Raw genomic sequence first — 24,750 nt, 5'->3', positions numbered from 1 at the left:
GTTTAAGGTGCGGTCGCCCGCCACCTCGCAACCCTCGACCGAGCGGGCCCGGACCAGAAGCGACAGCGCGGTGTGCGACAAGGCCGGGAGGGCCGCAACACGGGCACACGACGCTTTTGGGGAGCTGCAACCCATGGACCCGATCAACCAGGGACCCGACGAGCACGGCCGGGCGCACGGCCGCCGTCCGCCCCGGGACTCCCTGACCTCCGACCTCGCCCCCGGCACGGCCGCGCCCGCCCGCATGGCCCAGCTCCTGTGCGGCGACCTCCAGCTAACCGTCAATCCGGTCGACGGCAGCGAGATCGAACCCCGCCCGCCGGCCGGCCGCCCCGGCAGGCCCGCCAAGCGCACCGCCGCCGACCGCGCCGAGGCCGAGCGCGCCGCCCGGCCGCCCGCGCCCGCCGGCCCCGCCCCGGCCGCCCCCGACCTGCCGGCCCGCCGGGAGGAACGCGAACGCCTGGTCCGGCTGCTCGCCCGCGGCCGCTCCGTCCGCCTCACCGGACCGTCCGGCTCCGGCCGTACCGCCCTGCTCGACCTGGTCGCCGAGGACTGCCTCGACCTCGCCCCGGACGGCGTGGTCCGGCTGAACGGCTTCCGCCGGACCGCCGGCGACCTCCTGCACGAGCTGTTCCACACCGTCTACGACGCCCCCGGCCTGCGTCCCGGCCCCGGCGAACTGGGCGAGCTGGTCCGCGAGATCGGCGCGGTCGTCGTCCTGGACGACCTGGAGTTCGGCGGCGCCGCCCTGGACGGCCTGCTCGACGCCACCCCCGAGTGCGCCTTCCTGTTCGCCGCCACCCCGGACGTGCCCGCGCCGTCCGCCGGATCGGACGTGGAAGAGGTCTTCCTCGCCGGGCTCGACCGCGCCGCCGGCGTGGAGATCCTGGAGCGGACCGCCGGCCGGACGCTCACCGAGGAGGAGGCCAACTGGGCCGGCGACCTGTGGTTCGAGTCCGAGGGCCTGCCGCTGCGGTTCGTCCAGGCCGGCGCCCTGCTGCGGCAGCGCGACGAACTGCGGGCCGGCGCCGGCGCGGTGGACGAGTACGGCGTCTTCGAGGACGTACGCCGGCCCGCGGACCTGCCGGTGGACCTGGAGGAGGACGTCCCGCTGCCCTCCCTCGGCGAGGCCGCCGCCCCGGCCCCGCTGCTCGCCTCCCGGCTCACGCACGCCGCCCGCGCCGCGCTCCGCTTCGCGGTCGCCCTCGGCGGCGAGCTGCCCCACCCGGCGCATCTGCCCGCCCTGGTCGGCGACACCCACGCCGACGCCGCCCTCGGCGAGCTGGCCGCCTGCGGCCTCGTCTCCCCGGTCGGCTCCCGCCACCGGCTCGCCGCCGGCGTGCAGACCCAGCTTGAGGCCGCCGGGTACGCCGACGACGCCGCCGAGCACGCCCTCACCGCCGCCCGGCACTACGCCTGGTGGGCCGGGCACGCCTCGGTCACCCCGGAACGGGTCTGCGCGGAGGCCGACGCGGTCCTGGCCGCGCTCGCCGCCGTCGTCCCGCGCACGGCGCCGCCCGGCGAGGGCGAGGACAGCGGCGCGGTCCGGCTGGCCCGCACGGCCGCGCCCGCCTTCGCCGCCGGAGGCCACTGGAGCGCCTGGGAACGGGCCCTGCGCTCCGGCGCGGAAGCCTCCCGGCTGGCCGGCGAGGTACCCGAACAAGCCTATTTCCACCACGAGTTGGGCATCCTCGCGCTGTGCACCGGGCAGCTCGACCGGGCCCGCGCCGAACTGGAGGCGTCGAACGGACTGCGCGGCGCCCTCGCCGACAAGCGGGGCACGGTGGCCGGCCGGCGCGCGCTGGCACTGCTCGCCGACCGCTCCGGCGAGGTGCCGGGACCGCCGGTGCCGGCGGCCGGGCGGCCGGTGCCGGCCCGGCCCGCCGAGCCGGCACCGGTGCCGGACCCGGTGCCCCACGGCGCCCTGGACGACACCCTGGTCACTCCGCGGACCCCTGCCCGGCCCGCGGTCCGCGCCGGGGGCCTGCGCCGCCTGGCCCGGCGCAACCTGGTGGCGGCCGGCGCCGGCGCCCTGCTGGCCGCCGTGCTCGGCACGGTCGTCACGCTCGGCATGACGTCCTCCGACCACACCGGCCCCGACCCGGCCGAAAAGGCCGACGCCAACCCGTCCGCGAGCCAGAGCCCGGACACCGGGGACACGGGGACGGACCCGGCCGACGGCGACGCCACCGGCTCGGCCGGCGGGCGGCCCACCTCACCCGGGCCCGACGGCACCTACGGCACGGCGGACGACCCCGTCCCGCCGGCCGGCACGGCCCGCCCCTCGGAGAGCGCCGAGCCGTCCGGCGGGGGCAAGCCCTCCGGTTCGCCGTCGACCTCGCCCGCACCGGGCGGAACGGGCGGCCCGTCCACCGGCGGTACGACGGGAGGCACGGCCGGCGGCTCGACCGGCAGCGGCGGCGGAGGCTCCACCGGCTCGACGGGCGGCACCACCGGCGGGACCGAGACCGGCGGCACGTCGGGCGAGCCCTCGGGCGGCACCTCCACGGACACCGGCGGCTCCACCGGCACCGGCGGCACCACGGGCACGGGCGGCACCACCGGCACGGACGGCGACCCCTCCGGCGGGACCGCGGACGGCGGCACGGCGGACGGCGGCACCTCGGGCGACCCCGGGGGCGGCACGACCTCCGGCGACACCGACGGCACGACGACGGCCGGCACCACCGGCGAGACGTCGAGCAGCGCGTCGGCCTCCCAGCCGGCGCCGGGAGCGACGCACACCGTGATGTGAGCCGGGGACCCGGCGGCACCCGACGGCCCGAGGGCGGTCCGGTGCCGCCGGGCCGGGGTCGCCGGGATCAGAACAGGCGGAGCTTGTCGTCCTCGATGCCGCGCAGGGCGTTGTAGTCCAGGATCTGGCAGTCGATGCCCCGGTCGGTGGCGAGGACGCGGGCCTGGGGCTTGATCTCCTGCGCGGCGAACACACCGCGGACCGGCGCGAGATGCGGGTCGCGGTTCAACAGGTCGAGGTAGCGCGTGAGTTGCTCCACGCCGTCGATCTCGCCCCGGCGCTTGATCTCGACCGCGACCGTCCCGCCGTCCGCGTCCCGGCACAGGATGTCCACCGGGCCGATGGCCGTCATGTACTCGCGGCGGATGAGCGTGTAGCCCTCGCCCAGGGTCTCGATGCGGTCGGCGAGCAGCTCCTGAAGGTGCGCTTCCACGCCGTCCTTGATCAGACCGGGATCCACGCCGAGTTCGTGCGAGGAGTCGTGGAGGATCTCCTCCATCGTGATGATCAGTTTCTCGCCCGCCTTGTTGACGACGGTCCACACGCCCGCGTCCTCGCCCGCACCCTCCTTCAGCGTGCAGGGCGGCGACATCCAGTTGAGCGGCTTGTAGGCCCGGTCGTCGGCGTGGATGGAGACGCTGCCGTCCGCCTTGACCAGGATCAGTCGCGGAGCCGAGGGCAGGTGGGCGGTGAGCCGGCCGGCGTAGTCGACCGAGCATCGGGCAATGACGAGACGCATGGTCGGCAACGCTACTCGACGCGCCCCGGTGGACGCGATCCGCCCATCCCGCTCCCTGGGGATCGCCCCAATTGTCCCTGGAAACTCTTGTTCATCCCTGGCCGATAGTGAGCATGAGCAGACCGTTCCATATACGCGTTCTGCTGGTGTGGTCACCGACCGTTGCCTACCGTAGGGACGGGAGGTTGCGGCCCCTGTACCGAGCGTGTTCGCCAGCGCGGCCTCCCTCATCTGTCCGGCAACCCCTGCGCTTCGGGGGTGCGAGAGGAGAACCCATGTCGCTCGACGTCTCACCGGCCCTACTCGAACAGGCCGAGCGAGGCGAGGTCGACGAAGCAGCATTCGTCGACTGCGTCCGGACCTCCCTGCCCTACGCATGGGAGATGATCAGCTCCCTGGTGGCCCAGCTGAAGGTGGACGGCGGATCCTTCGCCGACAACCAGACGCCCCCGCCGGACGAGCAGGCACGCGGTCAGCTACTGCGTGCGCTCGCGAGTGACGCGATACGCGGCGCGCTGCAGCGGCACTTCGGTGTGCGGCTGGCCTTCCAGAACTGCCACCGCGTGGCGGTGTTCCCGCTGGACGCCTCGGTGGACGAGACGCTGGCCCGGTTCACCTCGGTGCGCAGCCAGCTGCTCAACCAGTCGCCGGAGTTCCGGGACTGCTGACGCCCGGCCGGGACCGGGCCGGGGAGCCGTCGGTCTGCCGCTCCCCCTGGGGGAGGTGCATAGGTCGTCGGGGCGGCAGACTCCCCGGCGGCTCCCGCGGCGCAGCGCGTCAGCGGAGCCGGGGCAGCACCTCGGCGCCGAGCCGCCGCAGGTTCTCCTCGGTGGCGGCGAGGTCGCCCGAGCCCTCCACCAGGAGGGCGAAGCGGGAGATGCCCGTGCGCTCCGAGGTGGCCGCGAGCCGGTCGGCGGCGAGCTGCGGGGTGCCCACCGGGTGCAGCCCGCAGAGCAGTTCGGTGTAGGCGTGCGGGTCGCGCATGGCGCGCGCCCGTCCGTCCACCGTCACATGCGCGGCGAGGCCCTGCCGCAGCCAGCCCGGCATCGACTTCAGCAGGGTCTCGGCCGCGTCGGTGCGCCGGTCGGCGAGCTGGCACACCCCGGCCGAGACGTGGGCGGCGCCCGCGATCTCCTCGGCCGGCCGGCCCGCGGCGCGCGCGCAGCGCCGCCACAGGGCGACCATCTCGGCCTTCTCCTCGTCCCCGACGTGCATGCCGAGCAGCATCGGCAGTCCGCGCTCGGCGGCCAGCCGGACGCTCGCCGGCGAGGTGCAGGCGAGCACGACCTCGGGGCCCGGACGGTCCGACAGGGCCTCCGCGGGGCGGGGTACGACCGGCACCTCGCGGAAGGAGTACCGCTCGCCGGCGGCGCCCACGGCCGGCTCGGCCAGCCAGCGCAGCAGCAGATCGAGTGACTCCGGGAACCCGCGTTCGTACGCCTCCAGGCCCGCGCCGAACACCTCCAGGTCCACCCAGGGACCGCCGCGCCCGACGCCCAGCGTGAACCGTCCGCCGCTGGTCAGGTGCAGCAGCGCGGCCTGCTCGCCGAGGGCGACCGGGTGCGCGGTCGGCAGGACACTGACCGCGGTGCCGACCTGGATGCGGTGGGTGCGCCCGAGCAGCAGCGCGGCCAGGGTGACCGCGGACGGGCAGGTGCCGTAGGGCACGAAGTGGTGCTCGGCCAGCCATACCGCGTCCAGCCCGGCCTGCTCGGTGACCTCCGCCGAGCGGACCGCCCGGTGCAGGGCCTCCGCCGGGCCCTGGCCCGGGAACTGGGCGGCCAGCACAAAAGTTCCGACGTGCATCGCGTTTCCTGCTTCCTTGCCTCCGGCTCGGAGTTCCCCCACCGGGCATAACCGACCGACACGTGCGCAGGACACGCTGCCCTGAGGAGATTTGCGGATTGTCTGCAGAATGGGTCGCCCTGGAGGGGGACTTGTGGGGGTTGGTTCCGTACCCGTACCCCGCGCGGCGGCGCGTAGGCTGGATGCAGGCCATGCTCCCCGTACAGCCCCGAGAGGTGTCCCGTGTCCCCGCGCCGCAACCGACCGAAGACAGCCGGATCGTCGGGCCGGAGCGCCGAGGACGACCATGCCGGCCGGTACGGCGGGTGGCAGTCCACGGAGAGCTGGCGGGGCGAGGACTGGAGCGTGCGGCATGTCGCCGGGGCCGGCGCGCAGGGCAAGACCTACCGCTGCCCGGGCTGCGACCAGCTGATCCCCTCCGGGGTCCCGCACGTGGTGGCCTGGCCGGAGTACACGGGCGTCGACGACCGCCGGCACTGGCACAAGGCGTGCTGGAACGCGAAGGACCGCCGCACCACACCGGTGCGGCGGTCCCGTAACGCGCCGAGGTTCTGAGCCGTACGGCTACACGTCCCGGCTGCGCAGCAGCGCGTACGCGCCCGCGTACACCACCGCCGTCAGACCCAGCATGATCCACAGTGGGTCCCAGCCGGACGGCCCGGACTCCGACAGCGAGTTGGAGTAGAAGACGCTCAACTGGTTCGGGATCGAGTACTCGAACAGCCAGTCGCGCAGCTTCTGCAGCGACTCCGCCACCATGAACAGCGCGAGCACCAGCGGGGCGAGCAGCACGCCGATCATGATGGTGATGGCGCCCGCGGAGTGCCGGATGACCGAGCCGATGAGCAGCGAGAGCAGCCCGAGCAGCGCGATGTGCAGGCTGATGCCGACGGTGGCCTTGAGCCACTCCGCGCCGCTCGGCGTGCGGGCGCCGGCGCTCTCCAGCATGGACACCTGGACCATGGCCACGAAGCCGGACGTGACCAGGGTGAAGGCGAAGGCGACGGCGAAGAACACGATCGACTTGGCGGCGAGCACCCGGGCCCGGCTGGGGCAGGCGGTCATCGTCGTGCGGATCATGCCCGTGCCGTACTCGGAGGCCGTGGTCAGCACGCCCAGCGTGATGATGCAGATGCTGCCGAGGAGCAGTCCGAAGAAGCCGAACGACAGCGGGTTCTCGCCGTCCAGGCTGGTGGACTCGGAGTTGGCCTCGACCAGCGCGCCGGCCAGCAGGCCGATGCCGACGACGAGCAGCACGAACACGCCGAGCGTCCACATCGTGGAGCGCACCGACCTGATCTTCGTCCACTCGGAGGCCAGCGCGTGCCCGAGGTGGGTGCGCACGACGGGGATGGGCGAGGTGTAGCCGGGGTACGGCCCGCCGGGCGCCGCCTGCCAGTGCGGCTGGGCTGCGGGGGCCTGCGGCATCGGGGGCTGCTGGGTGCTCATCGGGCGTCCTCGGGCTGGTTCTGGTCGGCGGAGGCAGGGGCAGGGGCGGCGGCGGCCGGGCCGGCGGCGGGCGCCGGGGGAGCGGCGGCGGGTGGCTGCCGGGGCGCGGGCGGGGCGGCCGGGGCCGCGGTGTCCGCGGGGGCCGCCGGAGTCTCCTTGGCCAGGGACTGCGCCGGGGCCGGGGCGGCGGGCGCCTGCGCGGGCTGCGGGGCCTGGCCGGCCGGCTGGGCGTACGGGTTGGCCGCCCCCGGAGCCGTACCCGCCGTACCCGGCGCCACGCCCGGCACCGGGCCCGGAGCGCCGTACCCGTTCGCCGGGGCGCCGCCGTACGGGCCCGCGCCCGGGGCCGTGAAGGGCAGGCCGCCCTGCTGGGGCGGCGGCGGGGCGTACCAGCCGGGCTGGCCCTGGCCGGGCACCGGCACCGGCGGCTGGGCGCCGGGCGGCAGCGGCTGCTGGAGGCCCGCCTTCTGGTCCACGGTCGAGCGGTAGTCCACGGCGCCCTGCGTCATCCGCATGTACGCCTCCTCCAGCGAGGCCTGGTGCGGGGACAGCTCCCACAGCCGGACGTCCGCCTCGTGCGCGAGGTCGCTGATGCGGGGCAGCGGCAGCCCGGTCACCCGCAGCGCGCCGTCCTGCTCGGGCAGCACGTGCCCGCCCGCCTCGGTGAGCGCGGAGGTCAGCTTCTCGCGTAGCTGCGGCTCGGTGTCGGGCGTGCGCACCCGGGCGAAGTCGGCCGAGTTCGCCGAGATGAACTCCGTCACGCTCATGTCGGCGAGGAGCTGTCCGCGCCCGATGACGATGAGGTGGTCGGCGGTCAGCGCCATCTCGCTCATCAGATGGGAGGAGACGAAGACCGTGCGGCCCTCGGCCGCCAGGGCCTTCATCAGATTGCGGACCCAGAGGATGCCCTCGGGGTCGAGGCCGTTGACCGGCTCGTCGAAGAGCAGCACCTTCGGGTCGCCGAGCAGCGCGGCGGCGATGCCGAGGCGCTGGCCCATGCCGAGCGAGAAGCCCTTGGACCGCTTCCTCGCCACGCCCTGCAGACCGACGACCCCGAGCACCTCGTCCACCCGCCGGGCCGGGATGCCGGAGAGCTGGGCGAGGCTCAGCAGATGGTTGCGGGCGCTGCGGCCCCCGTGCACGGCCTTGGCGTCGAGCAGCGCGCCGACCTGCCGGGGGGCGTTGGGCAGCTTGCGGTACGGATAGCCGCCGATGGTGACCGACCCCGACGTGGGATTGTCCAGGCCGAGGATCATCCGCATCGTCGTGGACTTGCCCGAGCCGTTCGGCCCGAGGAAGCCGGTCACGGCTCCCGGCCGTACCTGGAAGGAAAGGTTGTACACGGCGGTCTTGTCGCCGTAGCGCTTGGTCAGGCCGACAGCCTCGATCATGCTCCGCACCCATCGAAAGGTTCAGGACAGCGGGGCACACGCCCCCGTAAGGGTTAGGAGGATATCCAGGCGCTGACGGTTCCGCCCAAGAGAGGGTAAAGCCGGGCCGTCACCGGCCGTGACGGCCGCGGCTACTGGGCGTCCCGGCGCTTGAGGAGGACGTAGCCGCCCGCCAGCGCGGCGAGCACCCACAGCGCCATGATGCCGAGCCCGGTCCACGGGCCGTACGGCGTGTCATCACCCATACGAGGGACCACCTGCATGATCCGGCTGCCGGCCTGGTCGGGCAGGAACCGGCCGATCTTCTTGGTGGCGTCGACGTTGCCGAGGACGTTGGAGATCAGGAAGAAGAACGGCATCAGGATGCCGAGGGACAGCAGCGGCGAGCGCAGCATCGCGGCGACGCCCAGGGAGAACACCGCGATCAGCGTCATGTACAGCCCGCCGCCGAGCACCGCGCGCAGCACACCCGGATCGCCGAGGGCGGCCCGGTGGGGACCCAGCGCGGCCTGGCCGAGGAAGAACGCGGCGAAGGAGGTCACCAGGCCGGCGGCGAGCGCGAGCACCGCGGCCACCGCGACCTTGCCGAAGAGGAAGGCGCCGCGCCGCGGCACGGCGGCCAGCGAGACCCGGATCGTGCCGGTGCTGTACTCGGTGGAGACGACCAGCACCCCGAACACGGTCATCGCGAGCTGGCCGAGGGTCATGCCCGCGAAACTGATCACCGTGGGGTCGAACGACAGCCGCTCCCGCAGGGGCATGTTCGCGTACTGGCTGTTGGCCAGCGCGGAGATCAGCGTGCCGAGGGCCACGGTGACCACCACGGCCAGCGACAGCGTCCACATCGTCGACGCCACCGACCGGATCTTGGTCCATTCGGACCGCAGGACCTGTACGGCCGCCATGGTCAGACCCCCTTCCAGCCGGTGCCCCAGTCCTGCCCGGCGGGAGCCGGCCCGGCCTGCGCGTGGTACTCGACCGTCTGTGCCGTCAACCGCATGAACGCCTCCTCCAGCGATGCCTGCCGCGGGCTCAGCTCGTGCAGCACGATCCCGTTCCGCGCGGCCAGCTCGCCGATCTGCTCGGCCTTGCCGCCCTCCACCTCCAGCGCCCCGTCACCCGCCGCCACGACCGTGATCCCGGCCTGGTGCAGCGCGTCGAGCAGCCGCTCGCGCTGCGGGGAGCGGATGCGCAGGTACGACCGCGAGTTCGCCCGGATGAAATCGGCCATCGAGGTGTCCGCCAGCAGCCGGCCCTGCCCGATCACCACCAGGTGCTCGGCCGTCAGCGCCATCTCGCTCATCAGATGGCTGGAGACGAACACCGTCCGGCCCTGCGCCGCCAGCGACCGCATGAGGTTCCGGATCCAGTGGATGCCCTCCGGGTCCAGCCCGTTCCCCGGCTCGTCGAACATCAGGATCCGCGGGTCCCCGAGCAGCGCGGCGGCGATCCCCAGCCGCTGCCCCATGCCGTACGAGAACCCCTTGGCCTTCTTCCGCGCGACGGCGGTGAGCCCTACGGTCTCCAGCACCTCGCCCACCCGGCGCTCGGGGATGCCGTTGCTCTGCGCGAGCCACAGCAGATGGTGGTAGGCGCTCCGGCCGCCGTGCACCGCCTTCGCGTCCAGCAGTGCGCCGACGTAGCGCAGCGGGTCGCGCAGCCGGTCGTAGGGCCTGCCGTCGATACGGACGGCGCCGGCGGTGGGCCGGTCCAGACCGAGGATCATCCGCATCGTCGTGGACTTCCCGGCGCCGTTGGGCCCGAGGAACCCCGTCACCACGCCCGGCCTGACGGTGCAGGTGAGGCGGTCCACCGCCACCTTCTCGCCGTACCGCTTGGTCAGCCCCGTCAGCTCGATCATGCGGCCACGCTAGGACGCGGCGAAGCCCCCTGCCACCGGAGCGGCAGGGGGCTTCGGCCATCCGGCGAACCCGCGGGTGCTACCGGGTCTGCTGCGCCGGGACGCCCCGGGAGACCGGCTCGTCGTCGCTCGACGTGCCCGCCGCGGCCACCGCGGCACCGGTCAGCGTGGCGAGCATCTCGCGGACGTTCGTCAGCTGCGCGTTGATGCTGTCGCGGCGGTTGGTGAGCGCCGCCAGCTCCCGCTCGGACTCCGAACGGATGCGGTCCGCCTTGGCGTTGGCGTCGGCCACGATGTCCTCGGCCTGCCGCTGGGCGGTCTCCACCGTCTGGCGGGCCCGGCGCTCGGCGTCGGTGCGCAGCTTCTCCGCCTCCAGGCGGAGTTGCTCGGCGCGGTGCTCGATCTCCGCGAGGCGCTTCTCGGCCTTCTGCTGACGGGAGGCCAGGTCGCGCTCGGACTGCTCGCGCCGCTTGGCCAGGTTGGTCTCGAAGTCGGCGGCGGCCTGCGCGGCCTTGGCGCGGGTCTCCTCGAAGAGGGCGTCCGCCTCCTCGCGCTTGGACTGCGCGTCCTTCTGCGCCTCCGAGCGCAGCTGCGTCGCGTCGGCCTGGGCCTTCTCTACGATCCGGACGCCCTCGTCCTCGGCCTTGGCCTTGCGCTCCGCCGCGTACGACTCGGCGTCGTTGCGGACCTGCTGGGCCGCGGACTCGGCGAGGTCGCGGTGCTGCTCGGCCGCCCGCCGGGCCTCCTCGCGCAGCTCCTTGGCCTCTTCCTCGGCCAGCCGCAGGATCTTCTCGACCCGCGCGCCGAGACCGGCGTACGACGGCTCGGCGTCCGTGATCTGCGCCTGGGCGTTCTGCGTTTCGAGGTGCAGCTCCTCGATGCGCTTCTCCAGGGCGGTGATACGGGCCAGCGCGCTGTCACGGTCGGAGACCAGCTTGGAGATACGTTCGTCCACCTGAGCGCGGTCGTATCCACGCCGCACAAGCTCGAAGCCGTAGGGGGAAGTGTCGCTCATGGGGTTCCTGTCGAATGAGACCGGTGAGTGAGGTGATAGAGCAAATCCTAGGGGCCGAAGCGGTGTGTCATCGAGCGGATACGTGTTTGATCCGGAGAATGACACCCCTTTTGGGTGGCTGCCCCCCGGACGGCTTGCACAAGGAGACGGGCAAAGACTCCAGAAGACACCTCAACCCGCCTCTCCCGCTAGCCGTCTGACGACTTGCCACCCGTTCGTGGGGCTCCCACGGTGGCGCCCGCCTTGACCCCGCCGTCCTTGCCGGACGCCGGCGCCTCGAAGGACTCCAGCGCTTCCAGGACATCCTGCACCCGCGAGATCTCGGTGTTGATGTCCTGGCGCCGGCGCATCAGGATCTCCAGCTCCCGCTTGCCCTCCTCCACCGTACGACGGGCCTCGCGGATCGCCTCCGCCTTCAGCTCCTCGGCCTCCTCGACCGTGCGGCGGGCCTCGCGGGCGGCCTCCGCCTTGAGCTGCTCGGCCTCCTTGACCACGCTGGCCTTCTTCTGCTCGGCCTCCTTGAGCAGCCCCTCGGCCTTCTTCACCGCGGCGATCCGCACCTTGCCCGCCTCGGAGTCGGCCTCCGAGACCAGCTCCTTGGCCTTCGCCTCGGCCTTCGCCAACTGCTCCTCGGCGGCCTTGATGAGCGCGTCACAGCGGTCGCCGGTGGACTTCATCGTCTCGGCGGCCTCGCGGCGGGCCCGCTCGTGCAGCTCCTCGATCTCGGTGGTGACCCGGTCGCGCAGCTCCTCCGCGCGCTCCCGGATCGCGGTCGCGTCCCGGCGGGCGCCCACCAGCAGCTCGTCCGCGTCCGTACGCGACTTCTCCACCAGCGAGTTGCCCTCGATGGTCGCCTCGGCGACGATCCGCTCGGCCTCGCTGCGGGCCGCGCCCACCATGGTGTCGGCCTGCGACTCGGCGTCCGCCGTGGCCTTGCGCGCCTGCGCCCGTGCCTCGGCGAGCAGCTTGTCGGCCTCCGCCGTGGTCTTCGTCAGCAGCGTGTCGACCTGCTCGGCCGCCTCCGAACGCCGCTTGTTGGCCTCCTTGCGCGCCTCGTCCAAGGTCCGCTCGGCCTCTCCGCGCGCGGCGCCGACGACCCGGTCGGCCTCGGCCTCCGCGTCCGCCTTGAGCCGCTCGGCCTCCGCCCGCACCCGCTCGGCGTGCTGCTGGGCGCTGCCCACGGTCTCGGCGGCCTCGGCCCGCAGCCGCTCGGCCTCGCCGGTGGCCTCCCCGAGCAGTTGCTCGGCGCCCGCCACCGCCTCGGCGCGCACCCGCTCCGCCTCCGCGAGCGCTTCGGTACGCACCCGCTCGGCCTCGGCCGCGGTCTCCGTGCGGAGCCGCTCGGCCTCCGTGAGCGCTTCCGTGCGCACCCGGTCGGCCTCGGCGATCGTCTCGTTCTGCAGCCGTTCGGCCTCGCTGCGGGCCTCGGTGATGAGGGTGTCGGCCTGGGTCGCCGCGTCCGAGCGGATCCGGTTGGCGTCCTCGCGGGCGTCCGCCCGGGTACGGGCCGCCGCCTGGTCCGCCTCGGCGAGCGCGTCCGACGCCTCGGTGCGCACCCGCTGCGCGTACTCGCCCGCGTCCGCGCGCAGCCGCTCGGCCTCGGCGATGGCGTCCGCCATCGTCCGCTCGGCCAGCGCCTTCGCGGCCTCGGACTCCTCGTTGGCCTCGCGCCGGATCCGGGAGGCGTCCTCGCTCGCGCGCTCGCGCTCGGCGTAGGCGTCGCCACGGACCCGGTCCGCCTGCTCCTCGGCCTCCCGCCGCGTCCGGTCCGCCGCGTGCTCGGCGGCCGAGCGCAACCCGGCGATCTCCTCCTGCGCCTGCTCGTGCAGCCCGGCGACGGAGTCCCGGACCTGCTGGGCGTGCTGCTCGGCGGCGGCGACCATCTCGGTGGCGCGCCGGTCGGCCTCCGCCACCAGCCGGGTCGCCTCGGCCTGCGCCTCCTCCACCCGGGTACGGGCGGCGGCCAGCAGCTCCTCGCTCTGCTCGCGGGCCCGCTGCCGCTCCTGGCCGGCCTCCTCGCGGGCGGCGCCGAGCAGTTCCTCGGCCTCGCGGCGGCGCCGGGCGGCCTCCTCCTGCGCGGCGGCCAGCGTCTCCGACGCCTCGGCGCCCAGCCGCTCGGCGGCCGCCTGGGCCTCCGCGCGCATCCGGTCGGCGCTGTCCTGGGCCTCCGCCTTGAGCCGCTCGGCCTCGGCGGCGGCCTCCGAGCGCAGCCGTACGGCGAGAGCCTCGCCCTCGGCGCGGGAGGCGGACGCGTCGGACGCGGCCTCGGTGCGCAGCCGCTCGGCCTCGGCCTCGGCCTGCTGCTGGAGCACCCGGATCCGCTCGGCGGCCTCGGTGCGCAGCCGCTCGGCCTCCTCGGCGGTCTCCCGGCGGATCCGGGCGGCCTCCTCGCGGGCGTCGGCCAGCGCCTGCTCGGCCGCGGCCAGCCGGTCCTGCGCCTCCGTCTGGAGCCGTGCCGCCTCCTCGGCGGTCTCGGCTCGGCGGGCCTCGACGGCCTTCTCGGTCTCCTCGCGCAGTTCCCGCGCGGCCTTCTCGGCGTCCGCGCGGACCGTCTCGGCCCGCTCGGCGGCCTCGGCGCGCAGCCGCTCGGCCTCCTCGCGGGTGCGCTCCAGGGTCTCCTCGGCCTGCCGGCGCAGACCGGTGGCCCGCTCGATGGCCTCGGTGCGGACCTTCTCGCTGTCGGCGGTCGCGCTCTGCCGCAGCTCATCGGCGTCGGCCTTGGCCTTGGCCAGCAGCTCTTCGGCGGACCTGGCCGCCTCCTCGATCTGCGCGACGGCCTCCCGGCGGGCCTCGGCACGGATCGACTCGCCCTCGGCGACCGCGTCGGCGCGCAGTTGCTCGGCCTCGCCGCGCAGCCGGCGGGCCTCCTCCTGCAGCTCGACCGTCTTGGCCCGGTACTCCTTGGTGTCGTCCTTCGCCGCGCCCTTGAGCTGCTCGGCGATGTCGTGCGCCTCGGCGCGCAGCCGGTCCGCCTCGGCCTCGGCCTCCGAGCGGATCCGCTCGGCCTCCTCGGCGGCGGCCCGGGTGGTCTTCTGGGCGTCCTCGGACGCCTTGTTGAGCACGTCCTCGGCGGTCTTGGCCGCCTTGGACAGCTGGGTGGCGGTCTCCTCGGCGGTGATCGAGCGGGCCTTCTCGGCGGCCTCGGCGACCAGCTTCTCGGCCTCGGCGCGGGCGTCCGCGACCAGTTGCTCGGCCTCGGACCGGCTGTGCTCGGCCTCCTTGGTGGCCTCCGCGACCAGCCGGGCGACCTGCTCCTTGGCGGTGCGCGTGCGCGCCTCGCCCGCGGCCTCGGCACCGGCGAGGGCCTTGGCGGCGGCCTCCTTCGCCTCGGCGACCACCTTGTCGGCCTCGGCCTGCGCCTTGCGCAGCGCCTCCTCGGCCGCCGCCATCCGCTCCCCGGCGGCCCGGCTCAGCTCGGCGGCCTGCCGGCGGGCGGAGTCGGACTCGGTGACGGTGGTGGAGCGCAGCCGCTCGGCGTGCTCGGTGGCCTCCTGGGCCTGCGTGGAGGCCGCGTTCAGCAGCCGCTCGGCGTCCGCGCGGGCGCGGCGCAGGATCTGGTCGGCCTCCGTGCGGGCGGCCTCGGCCTCGCTGCGCAGCCGCTCCCGGGCCTGCCGGGTCAGCCGCTCGGCCTCCGTGCGGGCCGCGGCCATCGCCTGCTCGGCCTCCGCGCGGGACTCGTCCAGCAGCCGGCGCGCCTGCTGCTCGGTACGGGCGCGCAACTGCTCGGCCCAGGCCACGTTCTCGTTGACGTGCGACTCGACGGTGGCGCGGCGCTCGGCCAGCTCCTGGTCGAGCTGCTGGCGCCGGGTCACCGCCTCCTGGTGCAGCTCGGCCTGGAGGCGCGCGGCCTGCTCGGCGTGCTCCTGGAGGATGCGCTGCGTCTGCGCGCGGGCCTGACTCAGCTCCCGCTCGGCGTCCTGGCGTAGCTGCTCGGCCTGCATCTGGGCGTTGCGGAGCAACTGCTCGGCCTGGTAGCCGATGTCACCGCCGTCATAGGCGGGCCGGGTCATGAGGGTACGGCGCGCCTCGTGCAGCTTGGCGCGCAGCACCTCGACCTGGTAGCCGAGGTCCTCGGCGTGCTGGATCGCCTTTTCCCGCTCGGTCCTCAGCCGCTTCATCTCGGCCTCGAACCGAGAGAGGTGGTCGACGTCAGCCGCCGGCTCTCGCTCCTGGCTCTCGTAGCCCCGCACTGCGCGGTCCCATCCGTCCCCTGGTCAGCTTCTCCAACGAGCTCCGCCCATTCGCCGGACGGGGCCCCCGGGGAATGGTGTCAGATCAACGGCGGAGCACGGGCTGCTGCCCCGACGCTCGTCCCCCGAAACCCGGACCCCGGCATGCGGTCGTCCCGGTTCGGGGACGACCGCCCCCAACCCTACCGGCCCTTATGTACGGCGGTCAGTGCTCGGGCGACTCAACAGGCGCCGAAGTGACCAGTTCTGTGAGGACGCCGTGGCAGTCCTTGGGGTGCAGGAAGGTGATCCGCGAGTCCATGGAGCCGCGCCGCGGCTCGTCGTAGAGCACGCGCACGCCCTTGCCGCGGATCTCCTCGGCGTCGGCGTCCACGTCCGCCGTGCCGAAGGCGATGTGGTGGACGCCCTCCCCGTTCTTCGCCAGCCACTTGGCGACCGTGGAGTCCTCCCGGACGGGTTCCAGGAGCTGGAGGTAGGAGGCGCCGCCGTCCGAGGTGCCGTTGATCTTGAGCATGGCCTCGCGCACGCCCTGCTCCTCGTTGACCTCGGTGTGGAACACCTCGAAGCCGTATGTCGCCCGGTAGAACTCGACGGTGGCGTCGAGGTCGTGGCAGGCGATCCCGATGTGGTCGATTCGCGTCAGCATGGATTCAGTGCAGCGCTCCCGGGGTGGTTACGCAACGTGCGCGCGATCACACCGACAGCCCGGTGACGGCGTGTCCAACCGCTCAGTACATTCGAAGTAAACCCTCGTTCACTCCTCGGCTGCGGCGCAGCTGGAAGGGGATCGCACCTCATGTCTTCTGGAAAGACCAGCTCGGTGATCGTCGCGGGCGCCCGGACGCCCATGGGGCGGCTGCTGGGCTCGCTGAAGTCCTTCTCCGGAGCCGACCTCGGCGGTTTCGCGATCAAGGCCGCCCTCGACCGTGCGGGGATCGGCGGCGACCAGGTGCAGTACGTGATCATGGGCCAGGTGCTGCAGGCCGGCGCCGGACAGATCCCGGCCCGCCAGGCCGCCGTCAAGGCCGGCATCCCGATGAGCGTCCCGGCGCTCACCGTCAACAAGGTGTGCCTCTCCGGCCTCGACGCCATCGCCCTGGCCGACCAGCTGATCCGCGCCGGCGAGTTCGACATCGTCGTGGCGGGCGGCCAGGAGTCCATGACCAACGCCCCGCACCTGCTGCCGAAGTCCCGCGAGGGCTTCAAGTACGGCGCGGTGGAGATGCTCGACGCGATGGCCTACGACGGCCTGACCGACCCGTGGGAGAACATCCCGATGGGTGAGTCCACCGAAAAGCACAACACCCGCCTCGGCATCGGCCGCGCCCCGCAGGACGAGATCGCCGCCCTGTCCCACCAGCGGGCCGCCGCCGCCCAGAAGAACGGCCTGTTCGAGGCCGAGATCACGCCGGTGGAGATCCCGCAGCGCAAGGGCGACCCGGTGCTGTTCAGCAAGGACGAGGGCATCCGCGGCGACACCACCGCGGAGTCCCTGGCCAGGCTGCGCCCGGCCTTCGCCAAGGACGGCACGATCACCGCCGGCTCCTCCTCGCAGATCTCCGACGGCGCCGCCGCCGTGGTCGTGATGAGCAAGGCCAAGGCCGAGGAGCTGGGCCTGGACTGGCTCGCCGAGATCGGCGCGCACGGCAATGTGGCCGGACCGGACAACTCGCTCCAGTCGCAGCCGTCCAACGCCATCCGCCACGCCCTGAAGAAGGAGGGCCTGGACGTCGCCGACCTCGATCTCATCGAGATCAACGAGGCGTTCGCGGCGGTCGCCGTGCAGTCAATGAAGGACCTCGGCGTTTCCACGGAAAAGGTGAACGTCAACGGCGGCGCCATCGCGCTCGGCCACCCGATCGGCATGTCCGGCGCCCGGCTCGTGCTCCACTTGGCGCTGGAGCTGAAGCGGCGTGGCGGCGGTGTCGGCGCGGCGGCGCTGTGCGGCGGCGGCGGCCAGGGTGACGCGCTGATCGTGCGCGTCCCGAAGGCCTGAACCCCGCGGGGCCGTCGCGGGACGGCCCCTTCCCGGTTACGTCGGTGAAGTGAACGGAGCTGTGATGCAGGACGTCTCCTCTCTGGTGGCCCAGGCCAGGGAAGGCCGGCCGCGGGCCGTGGCCCGGCTGATCTCCCTGGTGGAGGGGGCGTCACCGCAGCTACGGGAGGTCATGGCGGCGCTGGCGCCGCTGACCGGCAACGCCTATGTGGTGGGTCTGACCGGCTCGCCCGGCGTCGGCAAGTCGACCTCCACCTCCGCGCTGGTCACCGCCTACCGCAAGCAGGGCCGGCGGGTCGGCGTCCTGGCCGTCGACCCCTCCTCGCCGTTCTCCGGCGGCGCCCTGCTCGGCGACCGGGTCCGGATGGCGGACCACGCCTCCGACCCCGGCGTCTACATCCGCTCGATGGCCACCCGCGGCCACCTGGGCGGCCTGGCCTGGGCGGCGCCGCAGGCCATCCGGGTGCTGGACGCGGCGGGCTGCGACGTGATCCTGGTCGAGACGGTCGGCGTCGGCCAGTCGGAGGTCGAGATCGCCTCCCAGGCCGACACCAGCGTGGTGCTGCTCGCCCCGGGCATGGGCGACGGCATCCAGGCGGCGAAGGCGGGCATCCTGGAGATCGGCGACGTGTACGTGGTCAACAAGGCCGACCGGGACGGCGCCGACGCCACGGCCCGCGAGCTGAACCACATGCTCGGCCTGGGCGAGTCCCGCGGACCCGGCGACTGGCGGCCGCCCATCGTCAAGACGGTCGCGGCCCGCGCGGAAGGCATCGACGAGGTCGTGGAGGCCCTGGAGAAGCACCGGGCCTGGATGGAGGAGCGGGGCGTCCTCGCCGAGCGGCGCGCGGCGCGCGCGGCCCGCGAGGTGGAGACCATCGCCGTCACCGCGCTGCGCGAACGCATCGGCGACCTGCACGGCGACCGCCGCCTCGGCGCGCTCGCCGAGCGGATCGTCGCCGGCGAACTGGACCCGTACCGCGCAGCGGACGAACTGATCACGGGCCTGACACAGGGCTGAGCCCCGCAGCCACCGGCGCCCAGGAGAGCCGGGCGCACCTTCACCGGGCCCATGAAGCCCGTCTGCCCATTCCCGCCCGCCTTCGGGCTACGACGGGAACGGCCGGCCAGGCCCCGGGGCCTGGGGCCCGCGGCCTGTGGCGCCGCACTGGCGGGCCGGCCCTCCCGGGTACGTTCCCGCCCCGACGCCTCCCGGCCGACGCGAGGCCGGCGAAGCACACCCACACCCAGACGGGGACACGGGCCGACGCAGCGCCGAACAGCGGGGCTGCCGGTCGACCGCCCGCTGTCCCCTTCCACGCCGTCCCGCCCTGGCGGCCCCGGCGGGTGTACGGCCCCGGGCCCAGGCGGCACCGGCGGGTGCCGGGGACGCCCCCTCGACGGGGGCACCCCGCGAGCGCCGGCAGGCGAGCCCGCGGCCGGGCTGCTGCACCCTGCGGGCCGGGACCGCCGCTGCCGGTGTACGCCCCCGAGTGCTCCGCGCCGAGGCGGCACTCGGCGGGCGCCGGACGCCCCTTCGGTGGGGGTATCCCGCGAGCGCCGCCGCGCGAGCCCGCGGCCGGGCTGCTGCACCCTGCGGGCCGGGGCCGCCGCTGGCGGCGTACGACCCCGAGTTCTCCGCGCCCAGGCATCACCGCCGGGCGCCGGGGACGCCCCCAGCGGAGGCATCCCGCGAGCGCCTACAGGCGAGCCTGCGGCTCGCTGCCGTCGGCTGTGGTTCAGGAACGTCCGCGTTGGCCTCTGAGGTGTTCGGCGACCGGCCTCAGGGCCTTGTCCAGTTCCATCAGCGCGTCCGGTGACAGCAGGTCGATGAAGTGCCGCCGCACGGAGGCCACGTGGTGCGGCGCGACCTTCCGCATCGTCTCCATGCCGTGCTCCGTGAGCACGGTGTACAGCCCCCGCCGGTCCGTGTCGCAGTTCTCGCGCCGCACCAGGTTCGCGTTCTCCATGCGGGTGATCTGGTGTGAGAGCCGGCTCTTGGACTGCAGGGTCGCGGACGCCAGATCGCTCATGCGCATCCGTACGTCGTCCGACTCGGACAGGTTCACCAGGATCTCGTAGTCGTTCATTGTCAGGCCGAAGGGCTGCAGATCCTTTTCCAGCTGGTACGTCAACAGCCTGTTGACCTCCAGGTGGGTGCGCCAGGCGCACTGCTCCGCATCGGTCAGCCAGCGCGTGGCCGTCTCGGTCTCCATGAATGAAGTCTACCTAAGAAGTTGAATGACGAACTACTTCGGGTGGTGTGACTGTGCGCACGCGTTCGATGTCACACTCCGCAGACTACCGCTCACAGCCCGAAGCGACGCGGGAGGTCTCCCAGCTGTCCGGGAAGGCGCGGTGCGCCCGACGATTGCGGACCGTGTCCGACCGGTGTCGTTCCGCCACCTCCGGGCGTGCCCGGTCCGGGCGGAACCGCCCCGGTCGCCACCTCGTCCATGAGGATCTCCGTCGACTGCAGCAGCACCGTCCCGGCGCCCGCGAACTCGAACTGGTGCTCCTCGCCGGATACCCCGCCGAAGCCCGTCATCGCACGTAGACCGCCCAGTACACCCGTCAGATAACCATGGTCGTAGTGATGGCACGGAGACGGGCAGTCGGCCCACCCGACGAGGGCCTGCGGGTCGACCCGGATCGGGGGTTCCATGAACACCACCGGACCGTTGGATGCGGCCACGAAGGTGCCGGTTCCGAGAAGGGTCAGAAATCCCGGCACGATCGACTGTTTGAGCGTGAGACTTGGCTGAAAAGCGAGCAGATTGCCCGCGCGAATGGTCAAGTTCCCGTCGTCCAGGTCGAAGGAGTTGACGTCGAAGGCCCGGTCGGCCAGCAGCATCTTCCCGGAACCCTCCGCCACCACCCAGTCGCTCGCGTGCAGTGGCGAATGGAACGACGTGCGGACGAGCCGGTCGAGCCGCCCGAGCCCGATGCCGTTGAACTCGATCGCCCCGTAGTAGGCGATCATCTTCCCCTTCTGCAGGAACCACTGCCCGCTCTTCAGCGCCACACAGAACGTGTACGGGTTCACGTTGTCGTCGGCGGGCAGCGTCATCGGGTCGTACCAGACCGGTCCGGCCCCCGGGGCCGCGTACGTGCTCACAGTTTCTCCTCCGACGCCTGGACGTAGACCGTGCCGTCGCCGCTCAGCTCCAGTTGGAACGCCTCCCCGGAGCCGCGGCCCACCATCTCGCGCCAGCCGAGCGCGGTGGAGAGCCGGTTGCGGAGGTCGCCGTGGTGCGCGACGTACGCCTGCGGGTCGACGTGGACCGGGCGCTGCGGGGTGACGGGGATCTCGAAGACGCCGCCGTGCGCCATCACGGCCGCCGCGCCGTGGCCCTGGAGGGTCGTCGTGAACAGGCCCTGCCCGGTGACCTGCCCGCGTACCAGGCCCATGACCCCGCCCTGGGCGCCCAGGAACACCGTGCCCTGCCGCAGGGTGCCCTCGAAGGCGAGCAGCCGGTCGGCCTCGACGTACAGCGTGTCTCCGGAGAGGGTGATCACCTGGACGTGGTGGCCGCCGTGCCCGAAGAACACCGTGCCGCTGCCCTCGACGGTCATCAGCGGGGTCGCCTCGCCGGCCACCCGGCGCCCGATCATGGACATCAGCCCGCCCTGGCCGCCCTGCACGTTGGGCGTGAAGGACACCTCCCCCCGGTAGGCCAGCATCGCGCCGCGCTGGCTGTACAGCCGCTGACCCGGCGCCACGGTCGCCTCCACCATCTTGGAGTTGATCTCCCGGAAGGTCATCTCACACGTCCCCCGCGATCGTGTTCCGCTCGCTCGGCTGCACGTACACCAGCCCGTCGCCCTCGAAGCGGATCTGGAAGGCCTCGCCGCCGCCCTCGCCGAGCAGCGTGCGGAACGTCACGCCGGACTGGAAGGACTGCCGGACATCGCCCTGGTGCGCGACGTAGGCGCCCGGGTCGACGGTCAGCGGGTACTGCGGGGTGACCCGGAGCACGACCGCCGGGCCGTCGGAGACGATCGCCGCCTGCCCGTGGCCCTCCACGGTCGTCGTGAACAGGCCGTTGCCCTGCGAGGCGCCGCGCAGCCCCGTGAACGTCGTCCCCGTCCGCAGGCCCGCGTCCGTCACCAGCAGGTTGCCCGCCTCCACGCAGAGCTTGTCCCCCTGGAGGCCGACCAGGGTGATCTCCGTCGCCCGGTCCGCGAACCAGCACGTCCCGTGCCCTTTCACCTCCATCACCGTCATCTGCTCGCCGGTGAGCCGCCGGGTCACCATCCCGCGCAGCCCCTCGCCGCCGCCGCTCAGTTTCTTGAAGGTCATCCGCCCGTCGTACGCGACCATCGAGCCGTTCTTCGCCTTCACGGCGTCCCCGGTCATGTCGACGGCGAGCACCTTGCTGCCCTGGAGTCGGAACATCGCCACCCTGGGAACGTAGCGGCGCCGCGGGTGGGCGGAACAGGGCCCAGGGGTGGAAACCCACCCTGAGCGGACCCCTAGGGGCGCCGTTTGCCACAATGGGGGAACGCTTGTGCGTGCGTTCACAAAATCGGCTGCACCGCCGGCCCCGCACCACCGCCGGGCACCACACCGCACGGGGCCCGGCAACGCACCAGCGGCAGTACCCCGGCAGCCCGTAACCGGCAGACCGTCGTCGACCCTCCCACCGAAGGTGACCCGTGGACATCAAGACCGCCACCGCCCTCCGCCGCCTCCGCCTGGTCTCGGCCCCGGAGGCCGTGTCCTTCCTGATCCTCCTGCTCTGCTCGGTGCTGAAGCGGACCACGGACTTCAACGCGGTCCCCGTGATGGGCGCGGTCCACGGCGTCCTCTTCGTCCTGTACGTGATCTTCTGGGCGGACGCCTGGAACCGCGCCAAGTGGCCGCTCGGCACGGCGGCCCTCTACTTCGTGCTCTCGGTGCTGCCCACCGGCGGCTTCTTCGCCGAGCGCAAGCTGCGCCGGGAGGCCGAGGACGCCGTCATCGCCGCCCGGGCCCGTCAGGAAGGAACCGTGAACGCATGATCGTCGCCTTCTCCGTGACGCCTCTCGGCGTCGGCGAGGACGTGGGGGAGTACGTCGCCGACGCCGTGCGCGTGGTCCGCGCGTCGGGCCTGCCCCACCGCACCGATGCCATGTTCACCTCCATCGAGGGCGAGTGGGACGAGGTCATGGACGTCGTGAAGCGTGCCGTGGCCGCCGTGGAGCGGCGCGCCCCGCGGGTGTCGCTCGTCCTCAAGGCGGACATCCGGCCCGGCGTCACCGACGGACTCACCTCCAAGGTGGAGACCGTCGAGCGCCACCTCGCCCAGTAGGCCCCGCTCGCCGGAGCCGAACCCCGGTCCTCTGGACCGGGGTTTTTCCGTCCCCGCTCTTTGAGCGATCGCTCAAAAGGTGTACGTTCGGCGCCAGACGAATTGAGCAGTCGCTCAAACGCGCTGCTCGGGCGGGGGAGACATACATGGGGCTCTACGTAGAGGCGCACATCCGCGCCGACCTCGACGAGCTGTGGGCGCGCACCCAGGACCCCGCCCGGCACCAGCGCTGGGACCTGCGCTTCACGGAGATCCATTACCTCCCGCGCGCCGGCGGCGAGCCCCAGCGCTTCCGGTACGCCACCCGTGTGCTGCCGTTCCTCACGGTCTCCGGCACCGGCGTCACCGCCGGCGAGAAGGAGCGCGCGGACGGCACCCGCACCTCCGCCCTGCGCTTCGCCTCCCCGCACCCGCTCTCTCTGATCGCCGAGGGCAGCGGCTACTGGCGCTACGTCCCCGACACCCAGGGCGTCCGCTTCCTCACCGGCTACGACTACCGCCCGCGCTGGGGCCCCCTCGGCACCCTCGCCGACCGCCTGCTGCTGCGCCCGCTCATGGGCTGGGCGACCGCCTGGTCCTTCGACCGGCTGCGGCTCTGGCTGGAACGCGGCATCACCCCGGAGCGCGCCCGCTGCCACTGGCTCGCCGAACTCGCCGTCCGCGCGCTCGTCCTCGCCCTCTGTCTGACCGCGCTCGGCCACGGCTCGCTGTCCGGCCCGCCCGGCCCCTTCGCCGACGCCCTCGCCTACCTGAGCCCGCCGCTGCTCCTGGTCGCCGTCTTCCTCGCCCTGTTCAAGGCGCCGCTCGCCACCACCCCGGCCGCCCGCCGCTGCCTGCGCGCCCCCGCCACCCGCACCCGGGCCCCGCGCCTGCCGAGCACCCTGGAGAAGCACGGATGACCTCGATCTTCCAGACCGCGATGGGCCCCGCCTTCCACCGCCTCCACCCGGCGCTGCGCCGCCGCTTCTCGGTGGGCCTGGCGAGCGGCGAGGCGTGCACCGGCCGGGGCGTGATGGACCGGATCTGGCACGGACCGGCGTTCGTGAAGCCGTTCCTCGCCCTCGGCGCCACCCGCCACATCCTCGTCCCGCGGGCCGGGCGGAACGTTCCCTTCGTCATCGAGAACGTGCCGTACACCGACCGCTTCGGCCGTGAGACGGTGAGCTTCGTGCGCACCTTCCTCCTGCCCGGCCGCGCCCGCCGCTTCGACGCGCAGATGGTGCTCGGACCCCGGGGCGACCGCGTCCTCGACTACCTCGGCACCCACCAGCACCTCGCCAGCGACCTGCACCTGGGCGCCGGGCCCGACGGCTCCCTGCTCATCCGCTCCGGGACGCACCGGTTCCGGGAGGGCCCGGTGGACGTCCGCGTCCCCGAGCTGGTCGGCGCCACCGCCGAGGTGCGCGAGTCCTACGACGAGACGGCCGGCCGCTTCCGGGTCCGGGTGCGCGTGGTGAACCGCTACGTCGGGCCGCTCTTCGGCTACGAGGGCTCCTTCACCGTGTCGTACGCCGACGTCCGCACCCGCGGTGTGCGGCCGGGACTGCGCCCGGTGCGGGAGGAGGCGCGCGCGTGAGCCCCGAGACCGCCAAGGCGCGGGAGACGAAGACCAGGCTGCTGGAGGGCGCGCTGCGGACGCTGACCGAGCAGGGCATCGCCGGGACCTCGGCCCGGACGGTGGCGGCGGCGGCCGGCGTCAACCAGGCGCTGGTCTTCTACCACTTCGGATCGGTGGACGACCTGCTCGCCGCGGCCTGCCGGTACGGGGCGGAGCAGGCGGTGGCCCGGTACCGGGACCGGCTCGCCGCGGTCGGCTCCCTGTCCGAGCTGCTCGCCGTCGGCCGGGAGATCCACGAGCGGGAGCGGGCCGGCGGCCAGGTGGCCCTGCTCGGCCAGTTGCTGGCCGGCGCCCCGACCCACCCGGGCCTGGGCCCGGCCACCGCCGCCGGGCTCGACCTGTGGATCACCGAGATCGAGCAGGTGCTCGGGCGGGTGCTGGCGGCGACCCCGTTCGCGGAGTTCACCGATCCGGCGGGGCTGGCGCGGGCCGTGGCGGCGGCCTTCGTGGGCATCGAGCTGTACGAGGGGGTGGACGAGGCCGGGGCGGACGCGGCGCTTAAGGCCCTGGAGGACCTGGGCGCGCTGGTCGCCGCGGTCGAGACCCTGGGCCCGGTCGCCCAGCGGGCCGTACGGCACCAGCTACGCCGGAGCAGGAGGTAGGACGTGCGTACGGGCGTCCATTCGTCCGGGTTAC

23 protein-coding genes are annotated in these 24,750 nt (G+C 73.6%); 10 read left to right on the top strand and 13 right to left on the bottom strand.

Annotation, left to right across the window (positions count from 1 at the left end):
• Nucleotides 1–133: 133 nt before the first annotated feature.
• A complete protein-coding gene (locus ACZ4SV_RS00800; RefSeq protein WP_468000421.1) occupies nt 134–2,755 on the top strand; it encodes an ATP-binding protein in 2,622 nt (873 codons plus the stop codon).
• 67 nt (nt 2,756–2,822) lie between these two features.
• Here ACZ4SV_RS00800 and nucS read toward each other — a convergent pair whose 3' ends face one another.
• The gene (gene nucS, locus ACZ4SV_RS00795) at nt 2,823–3,494 is read right to left on the bottom strand and encodes an endonuclease NucS (protein WP_397943580.1); all 672 of its coding nucleotides are present in this window, start codon (nt 3,492–3,494) and stop codon (nt 2,823–2,825) included.
• Between the two features lie 275 nt (nt 3,495–3,769).
• Here nucS and ACZ4SV_RS00790 point away from each other — a divergent pair, with 275 nt between their 5' ends.
• Entirely contained in the window at nt 3,770–4,162 is a 393-nt protein-coding gene (locus tag ACZ4SV_RS00790; protein ID WP_020942287.1) for an SCO5389 family protein, read from the top strand.
• Between the two features lie 109 nt (nt 4,163–4,271).
• Here ACZ4SV_RS00790 and ACZ4SV_RS00785 read toward each other — a convergent pair whose 3' ends face one another.
• The gene (locus ACZ4SV_RS00785; protein ID WP_397943582.1) at nt 4,272–5,300 is read right to left on the bottom strand and encodes an LLM class flavin-dependent oxidoreductase; all 1,029 of its coding nucleotides are present in this window, start codon (nt 5,298–5,300) and stop codon (nt 4,272–4,274) included.
• 222 nt (nt 5,301–5,522) lie between these two features.
• On the opposite strand from ACZ4SV_RS00785, the gene ACZ4SV_RS00780 reads away from it, so the two are divergent.
• Nucleotides 5,523–5,855, top strand: coding sequence for an ATP/GTP-binding protein (locus ACZ4SV_RS00780; protein WP_468000418.1), 333 nt, complete (start codon nt 5,523–5,525; stop codon nt 5,853–5,855).
• 9 nt (nt 5,856–5,864) lie between these two features.
• On the opposite strand, the gene ACZ4SV_RS00775 is transcribed toward ACZ4SV_RS00780, so the two are convergent.
• The 7 genes from ACZ4SV_RS00775 to mce all read right to left on the bottom strand — a co-directional run bounded on the left by ACZ4SV_RS00775 (nt 5,865) and on the right by mce (nt 15,852).
• Complete coding sequence (locus tag ACZ4SV_RS00775) at nt 5,865–6,749, bottom strand: ABC transporter permease (RefSeq protein ID WP_365872122.1); 885 nt, start codon at nt 6,747–6,749, stop codon at nt 5,865–5,867.
• On the bottom strand, nt 6,746–8,140 hold the full coding sequence (locus tag ACZ4SV_RS00770) for an ABC transporter ATP-binding protein (RefSeq protein WP_468000416.1): 1,395 nt from the start codon (nt 8,138–8,140) through the stop codon (nt 6,746–6,748). Before ACZ4SV_RS00770 ends, ACZ4SV_RS00775 begins: the two co-directional genes overlap by 4 nt.
• A gap of 131 nt (nt 8,141–8,271) precedes the next feature.
• Entirely contained in the window at nt 8,272–9,045 is a 774-nt protein-coding gene (locus tag ACZ4SV_RS00765) for an ABC transporter permease (protein ID WP_468000414.1), read from the bottom strand.
• Between the two features lie 2 nt (nt 9,046–9,047).
• Complete coding sequence (locus ACZ4SV_RS00760) at nt 9,048–10,001, bottom strand: ATP-binding cassette domain-containing protein (protein ID WP_468000412.1); 954 nt, start codon at nt 9,999–10,001, stop codon at nt 9,048–9,050.
• 79 nt (nt 10,002–10,080) lie between these two features.
• On the bottom strand, nt 10,081–11,016 hold the full coding sequence (locus ACZ4SV_RS00755; RefSeq protein WP_365872130.1) for a coiled-coil domain-containing protein: 936 nt from the start codon (nt 11,014–11,016) through the stop codon (nt 10,081–10,083).
• Between the two features lie 188 nt (nt 11,017–11,204).
• The gene (gene scy, locus ACZ4SV_RS00750; RefSeq protein WP_468000409.1) at nt 11,205–15,206 is read right to left on the bottom strand and encodes a polarized growth protein Scy; all 4,002 of its coding nucleotides are present in this window, start codon (nt 15,204–15,206) and stop codon (nt 11,205–11,207) included.
• Between the two features lie 205 nt (nt 15,207–15,411).
• Nucleotides 15,412–15,852: a methylmalonyl-CoA epimerase gene (gene mce, locus ACZ4SV_RS00745; protein WP_468000407.1), complete on the bottom strand. Its 441-nt coding sequence runs from the start codon at nt 15,850–15,852 to the stop codon at nt 15,412–15,414.
• A gap of 150 nt (nt 15,853–16,002) precedes the next feature.
• Here mce and ACZ4SV_RS00740 point away from each other — a divergent pair, with 150 nt between their 5' ends.
• Together ACZ4SV_RS00740 and meaB are read left to right on the top strand one after the other, a co-directional pair.
• Nucleotides 16,003–17,202 carry an acetyl-CoA C-acetyltransferase gene (locus tag ACZ4SV_RS00740; RefSeq protein ID WP_397943596.1) on the top strand — a complete coding sequence of 400 codons (1,200 nt, stop codon included), beginning with the start codon at nt 16,003–16,005 and terminating at the stop codon, nt 17,200–17,202.
• A 64-nt stretch (nt 17,203–17,266) separates the two neighbouring features.
• Nucleotides 17,267–18,223, top strand: coding sequence for a methylmalonyl Co-A mutase-associated GTPase MeaB (meaB, locus tag ACZ4SV_RS00735; protein ID WP_365872138.1), 957 nt, complete (start codon nt 17,267–17,269; stop codon nt 18,221–18,223).
• Between the two features lie 718 nt (nt 18,224–18,941).
• Here the strand turns inward: meaB and ACZ4SV_RS00730 are convergent.
• The 4 genes from ACZ4SV_RS00730 to ACZ4SV_RS00715 all read right to left on the bottom strand — a co-directional run bounded on the left by ACZ4SV_RS00730 (nt 18,942) and on the right by ACZ4SV_RS00715 (nt 21,601).
• A complete protein-coding gene (locus ACZ4SV_RS00730) occupies nt 18,942–19,418 on the bottom strand; it encodes a MarR family winged helix-turn-helix transcriptional regulator (protein WP_468000404.1) in 477 nt (158 codons plus the stop codon).
• 92 nt (nt 19,419–19,510) lie between these two features.
• Complete coding sequence (locus ACZ4SV_RS00725; protein ID WP_468000402.1) at nt 19,511–20,320, bottom strand: AIM24 family protein; 810 nt, start codon at nt 20,318–20,320, stop codon at nt 19,511–19,513.
• Nucleotides 20,317–20,967, bottom strand: coding sequence for an AIM24 family protein (locus ACZ4SV_RS00720; RefSeq protein ID WP_365872144.1), 651 nt, complete (start codon nt 20,965–20,967; stop codon nt 20,317–20,319). The genes ACZ4SV_RS00725 and ACZ4SV_RS00720 overlap by 4 nt, the downstream gene beginning before the upstream one ends.
• A 1-nt stretch (nt 20,968) precedes the next feature.
• Entirely contained in the window at nt 20,969–21,601 is a 633-nt protein-coding gene (locus tag ACZ4SV_RS00715) for an AIM24 family protein (protein WP_397971877.1), read from the bottom strand.
• A gap of 260 nt (nt 21,602–21,861) precedes the next feature.
• On the opposite strand from ACZ4SV_RS00715, the gene ACZ4SV_RS00710 reads away from it, so the two are divergent.
• The 5 genes from ACZ4SV_RS00710 to ACZ4SV_RS00690 all read left to right on the top strand — a co-directional run bounded on the left by ACZ4SV_RS00710 (nt 21,862) and on the right by ACZ4SV_RS00690 (nt 24,716).
• Nucleotides 21,862–22,206: a DUF3817 domain-containing protein gene (locus tag ACZ4SV_RS00710; protein WP_365872146.1), complete on the top strand. Its 345-nt coding sequence runs from the start codon at nt 21,862–21,864 to the stop codon at nt 22,204–22,206.
• On the top strand, nt 22,203–22,496 hold the full coding sequence (locus tag ACZ4SV_RS00705; RefSeq protein ID WP_365872148.1) for an MTH1187 family thiamine-binding protein: 294 nt from the start codon (nt 22,203–22,205) through the stop codon (nt 22,494–22,496). Before ACZ4SV_RS00710 ends, ACZ4SV_RS00705 begins: the two co-directional genes overlap by 4 nt.
• A gap of 146 nt (nt 22,497–22,642) precedes the next feature.
• Nucleotides 22,643–23,395, top strand: coding sequence for a hypothetical protein (locus tag ACZ4SV_RS00700; RefSeq protein WP_468000399.1), 753 nt, complete (start codon nt 22,643–22,645; stop codon nt 23,393–23,395).
• Nucleotides 23,392–24,072 carry a DUF4166 domain-containing protein gene (locus tag ACZ4SV_RS00695; protein WP_468000397.1) on the top strand — a complete coding sequence of 227 codons (681 nt, stop codon included), beginning with the start codon at nt 23,392–23,394 and terminating at the stop codon, nt 24,070–24,072. The genes ACZ4SV_RS00700 and ACZ4SV_RS00695 overlap by 4 nt, the downstream gene beginning before the upstream one ends.
• Nucleotides 24,069–24,716: a TetR/AcrR family transcriptional regulator gene (locus ACZ4SV_RS00690; RefSeq protein ID WP_468000395.1), complete on the top strand. Its 648-nt coding sequence runs from the start codon at nt 24,069–24,071 to the stop codon at nt 24,714–24,716. Before ACZ4SV_RS00695 ends, ACZ4SV_RS00690 begins: the two co-directional genes overlap by 4 nt.
• The last annotated feature ends 34 nt before the right edge of the window (nt 24,717–24,750 follow it).

The organism is Streptomyces sp. NPDC027672, assembly GCF_055566335.1.
This window is presented reverse-complemented; position numbering and strand designations above follow the sequence as displayed.

Bases quoted from the DNA above. Each gene is read 5' to 3' on its own strand.
- ACZ4SV_RS00800 (WP_468000421.1), top strand. From the start codon at position 134: ATGGACCCGATCAACCAGGGACCCGACGAGCACGGCCGGGCGCACGGC.
- nucS (WP_397943580.1), bottom strand. From the start codon at position 3,494: ATGCGTCTCGTCATTGCCCGATGCTCGGTCGACTACGCCGGCCGGCTC.
- ACZ4SV_RS00790 (WP_020942287.1), top strand. From the start codon at position 3,770: ATGTCGCTCGACGTCTCACCGGCCCTACTCGAACAGGCCGAGCGAGGC.
- ACZ4SV_RS00785 (WP_397943582.1), bottom strand. From the start codon at position 5,300: ATGCACGTCGGAACTTTTGTGCTGGCCGCCCAGTTCCCGGGCCAGGGC.
- ACZ4SV_RS00775 (WP_365872122.1), bottom strand. From the start codon at position 6,749: ATGAGCACCCAGCAGCCCCCGATGCCGCAGGCCCCCGCAGCCCAGCCG.
- ACZ4SV_RS00770 (WP_468000416.1), bottom strand. From the start codon at position 8,140: ATGATCGAGGCTGTCGGCCTGACCAAGCGCTACGGCGACAAGACCGCC.
- ACZ4SV_RS00765 (WP_468000414.1), bottom strand. From the start codon at position 9,045: ATGGCGGCCGTACAGGTCCTGCGGTCCGAATGGACCAAGATCCGGTCG.
- ACZ4SV_RS00760 (WP_468000412.1), bottom strand. From the start codon at position 10,001: ATGATCGAGCTGACGGGGCTGACCAAGCGGTACGGCGAGAAGGTGGCG.
- ACZ4SV_RS00755 (WP_365872130.1), bottom strand. From the start codon at position 11,016: ATGAGCGACACTTCCCCCTACGGCTTCGAGCTTGTGCGGCGTGGATAC.
- mce (WP_468000407.1), bottom strand. From the start codon at position 15,852: ATGCTGACGCGAATCGACCACATCGGGATCGCCTGCCACGACCTCGAC.
- ACZ4SV_RS00740 (WP_397943596.1), top strand. From the start codon at position 16,003: ATGTCTTCTGGAAAGACCAGCTCGGTGATCGTCGCGGGCGCCCGGACG.
- meaB (WP_365872138.1), top strand. From the start codon at position 17,267: ATGCAGGACGTCTCCTCTCTGGTGGCCCAGGCCAGGGAAGGCCGGCCG.
- ACZ4SV_RS00730 (WP_468000404.1), bottom strand. From the start codon at position 19,418: ATGGAGACCGAGACGGCCACGCGCTGGCTGACCGATGCGGAGCAGTGC.
- ACZ4SV_RS00720 (WP_365872144.1), bottom strand. From the start codon at position 20,967: ATGACCTTCCGGGAGATCAACTCCAAGATGGTGGAGGCGACCGTGGCG.
- ACZ4SV_RS00715 (WP_397971877.1), bottom strand. From the start codon at position 21,601: ATGTTCCGACTCCAGGGCAGCAAGGTGCTCGCCGTCGACATGACCGGG.
- ACZ4SV_RS00705 (WP_365872148.1), top strand. From the start codon at position 22,203: ATGATCGTCGCCTTCTCCGTGACGCCTCTCGGCGTCGGCGAGGACGTG.
- ACZ4SV_RS00700 (WP_468000399.1), top strand. From the start codon at position 22,643: ATGGGGCTCTACGTAGAGGCGCACATCCGCGCCGACCTCGACGAGCTG.
- ACZ4SV_RS00695 (WP_468000397.1), top strand. From the start codon at position 23,392: ATGACCTCGATCTTCCAGACCGCGATGGGCCCCGCCTTCCACCGCCTC.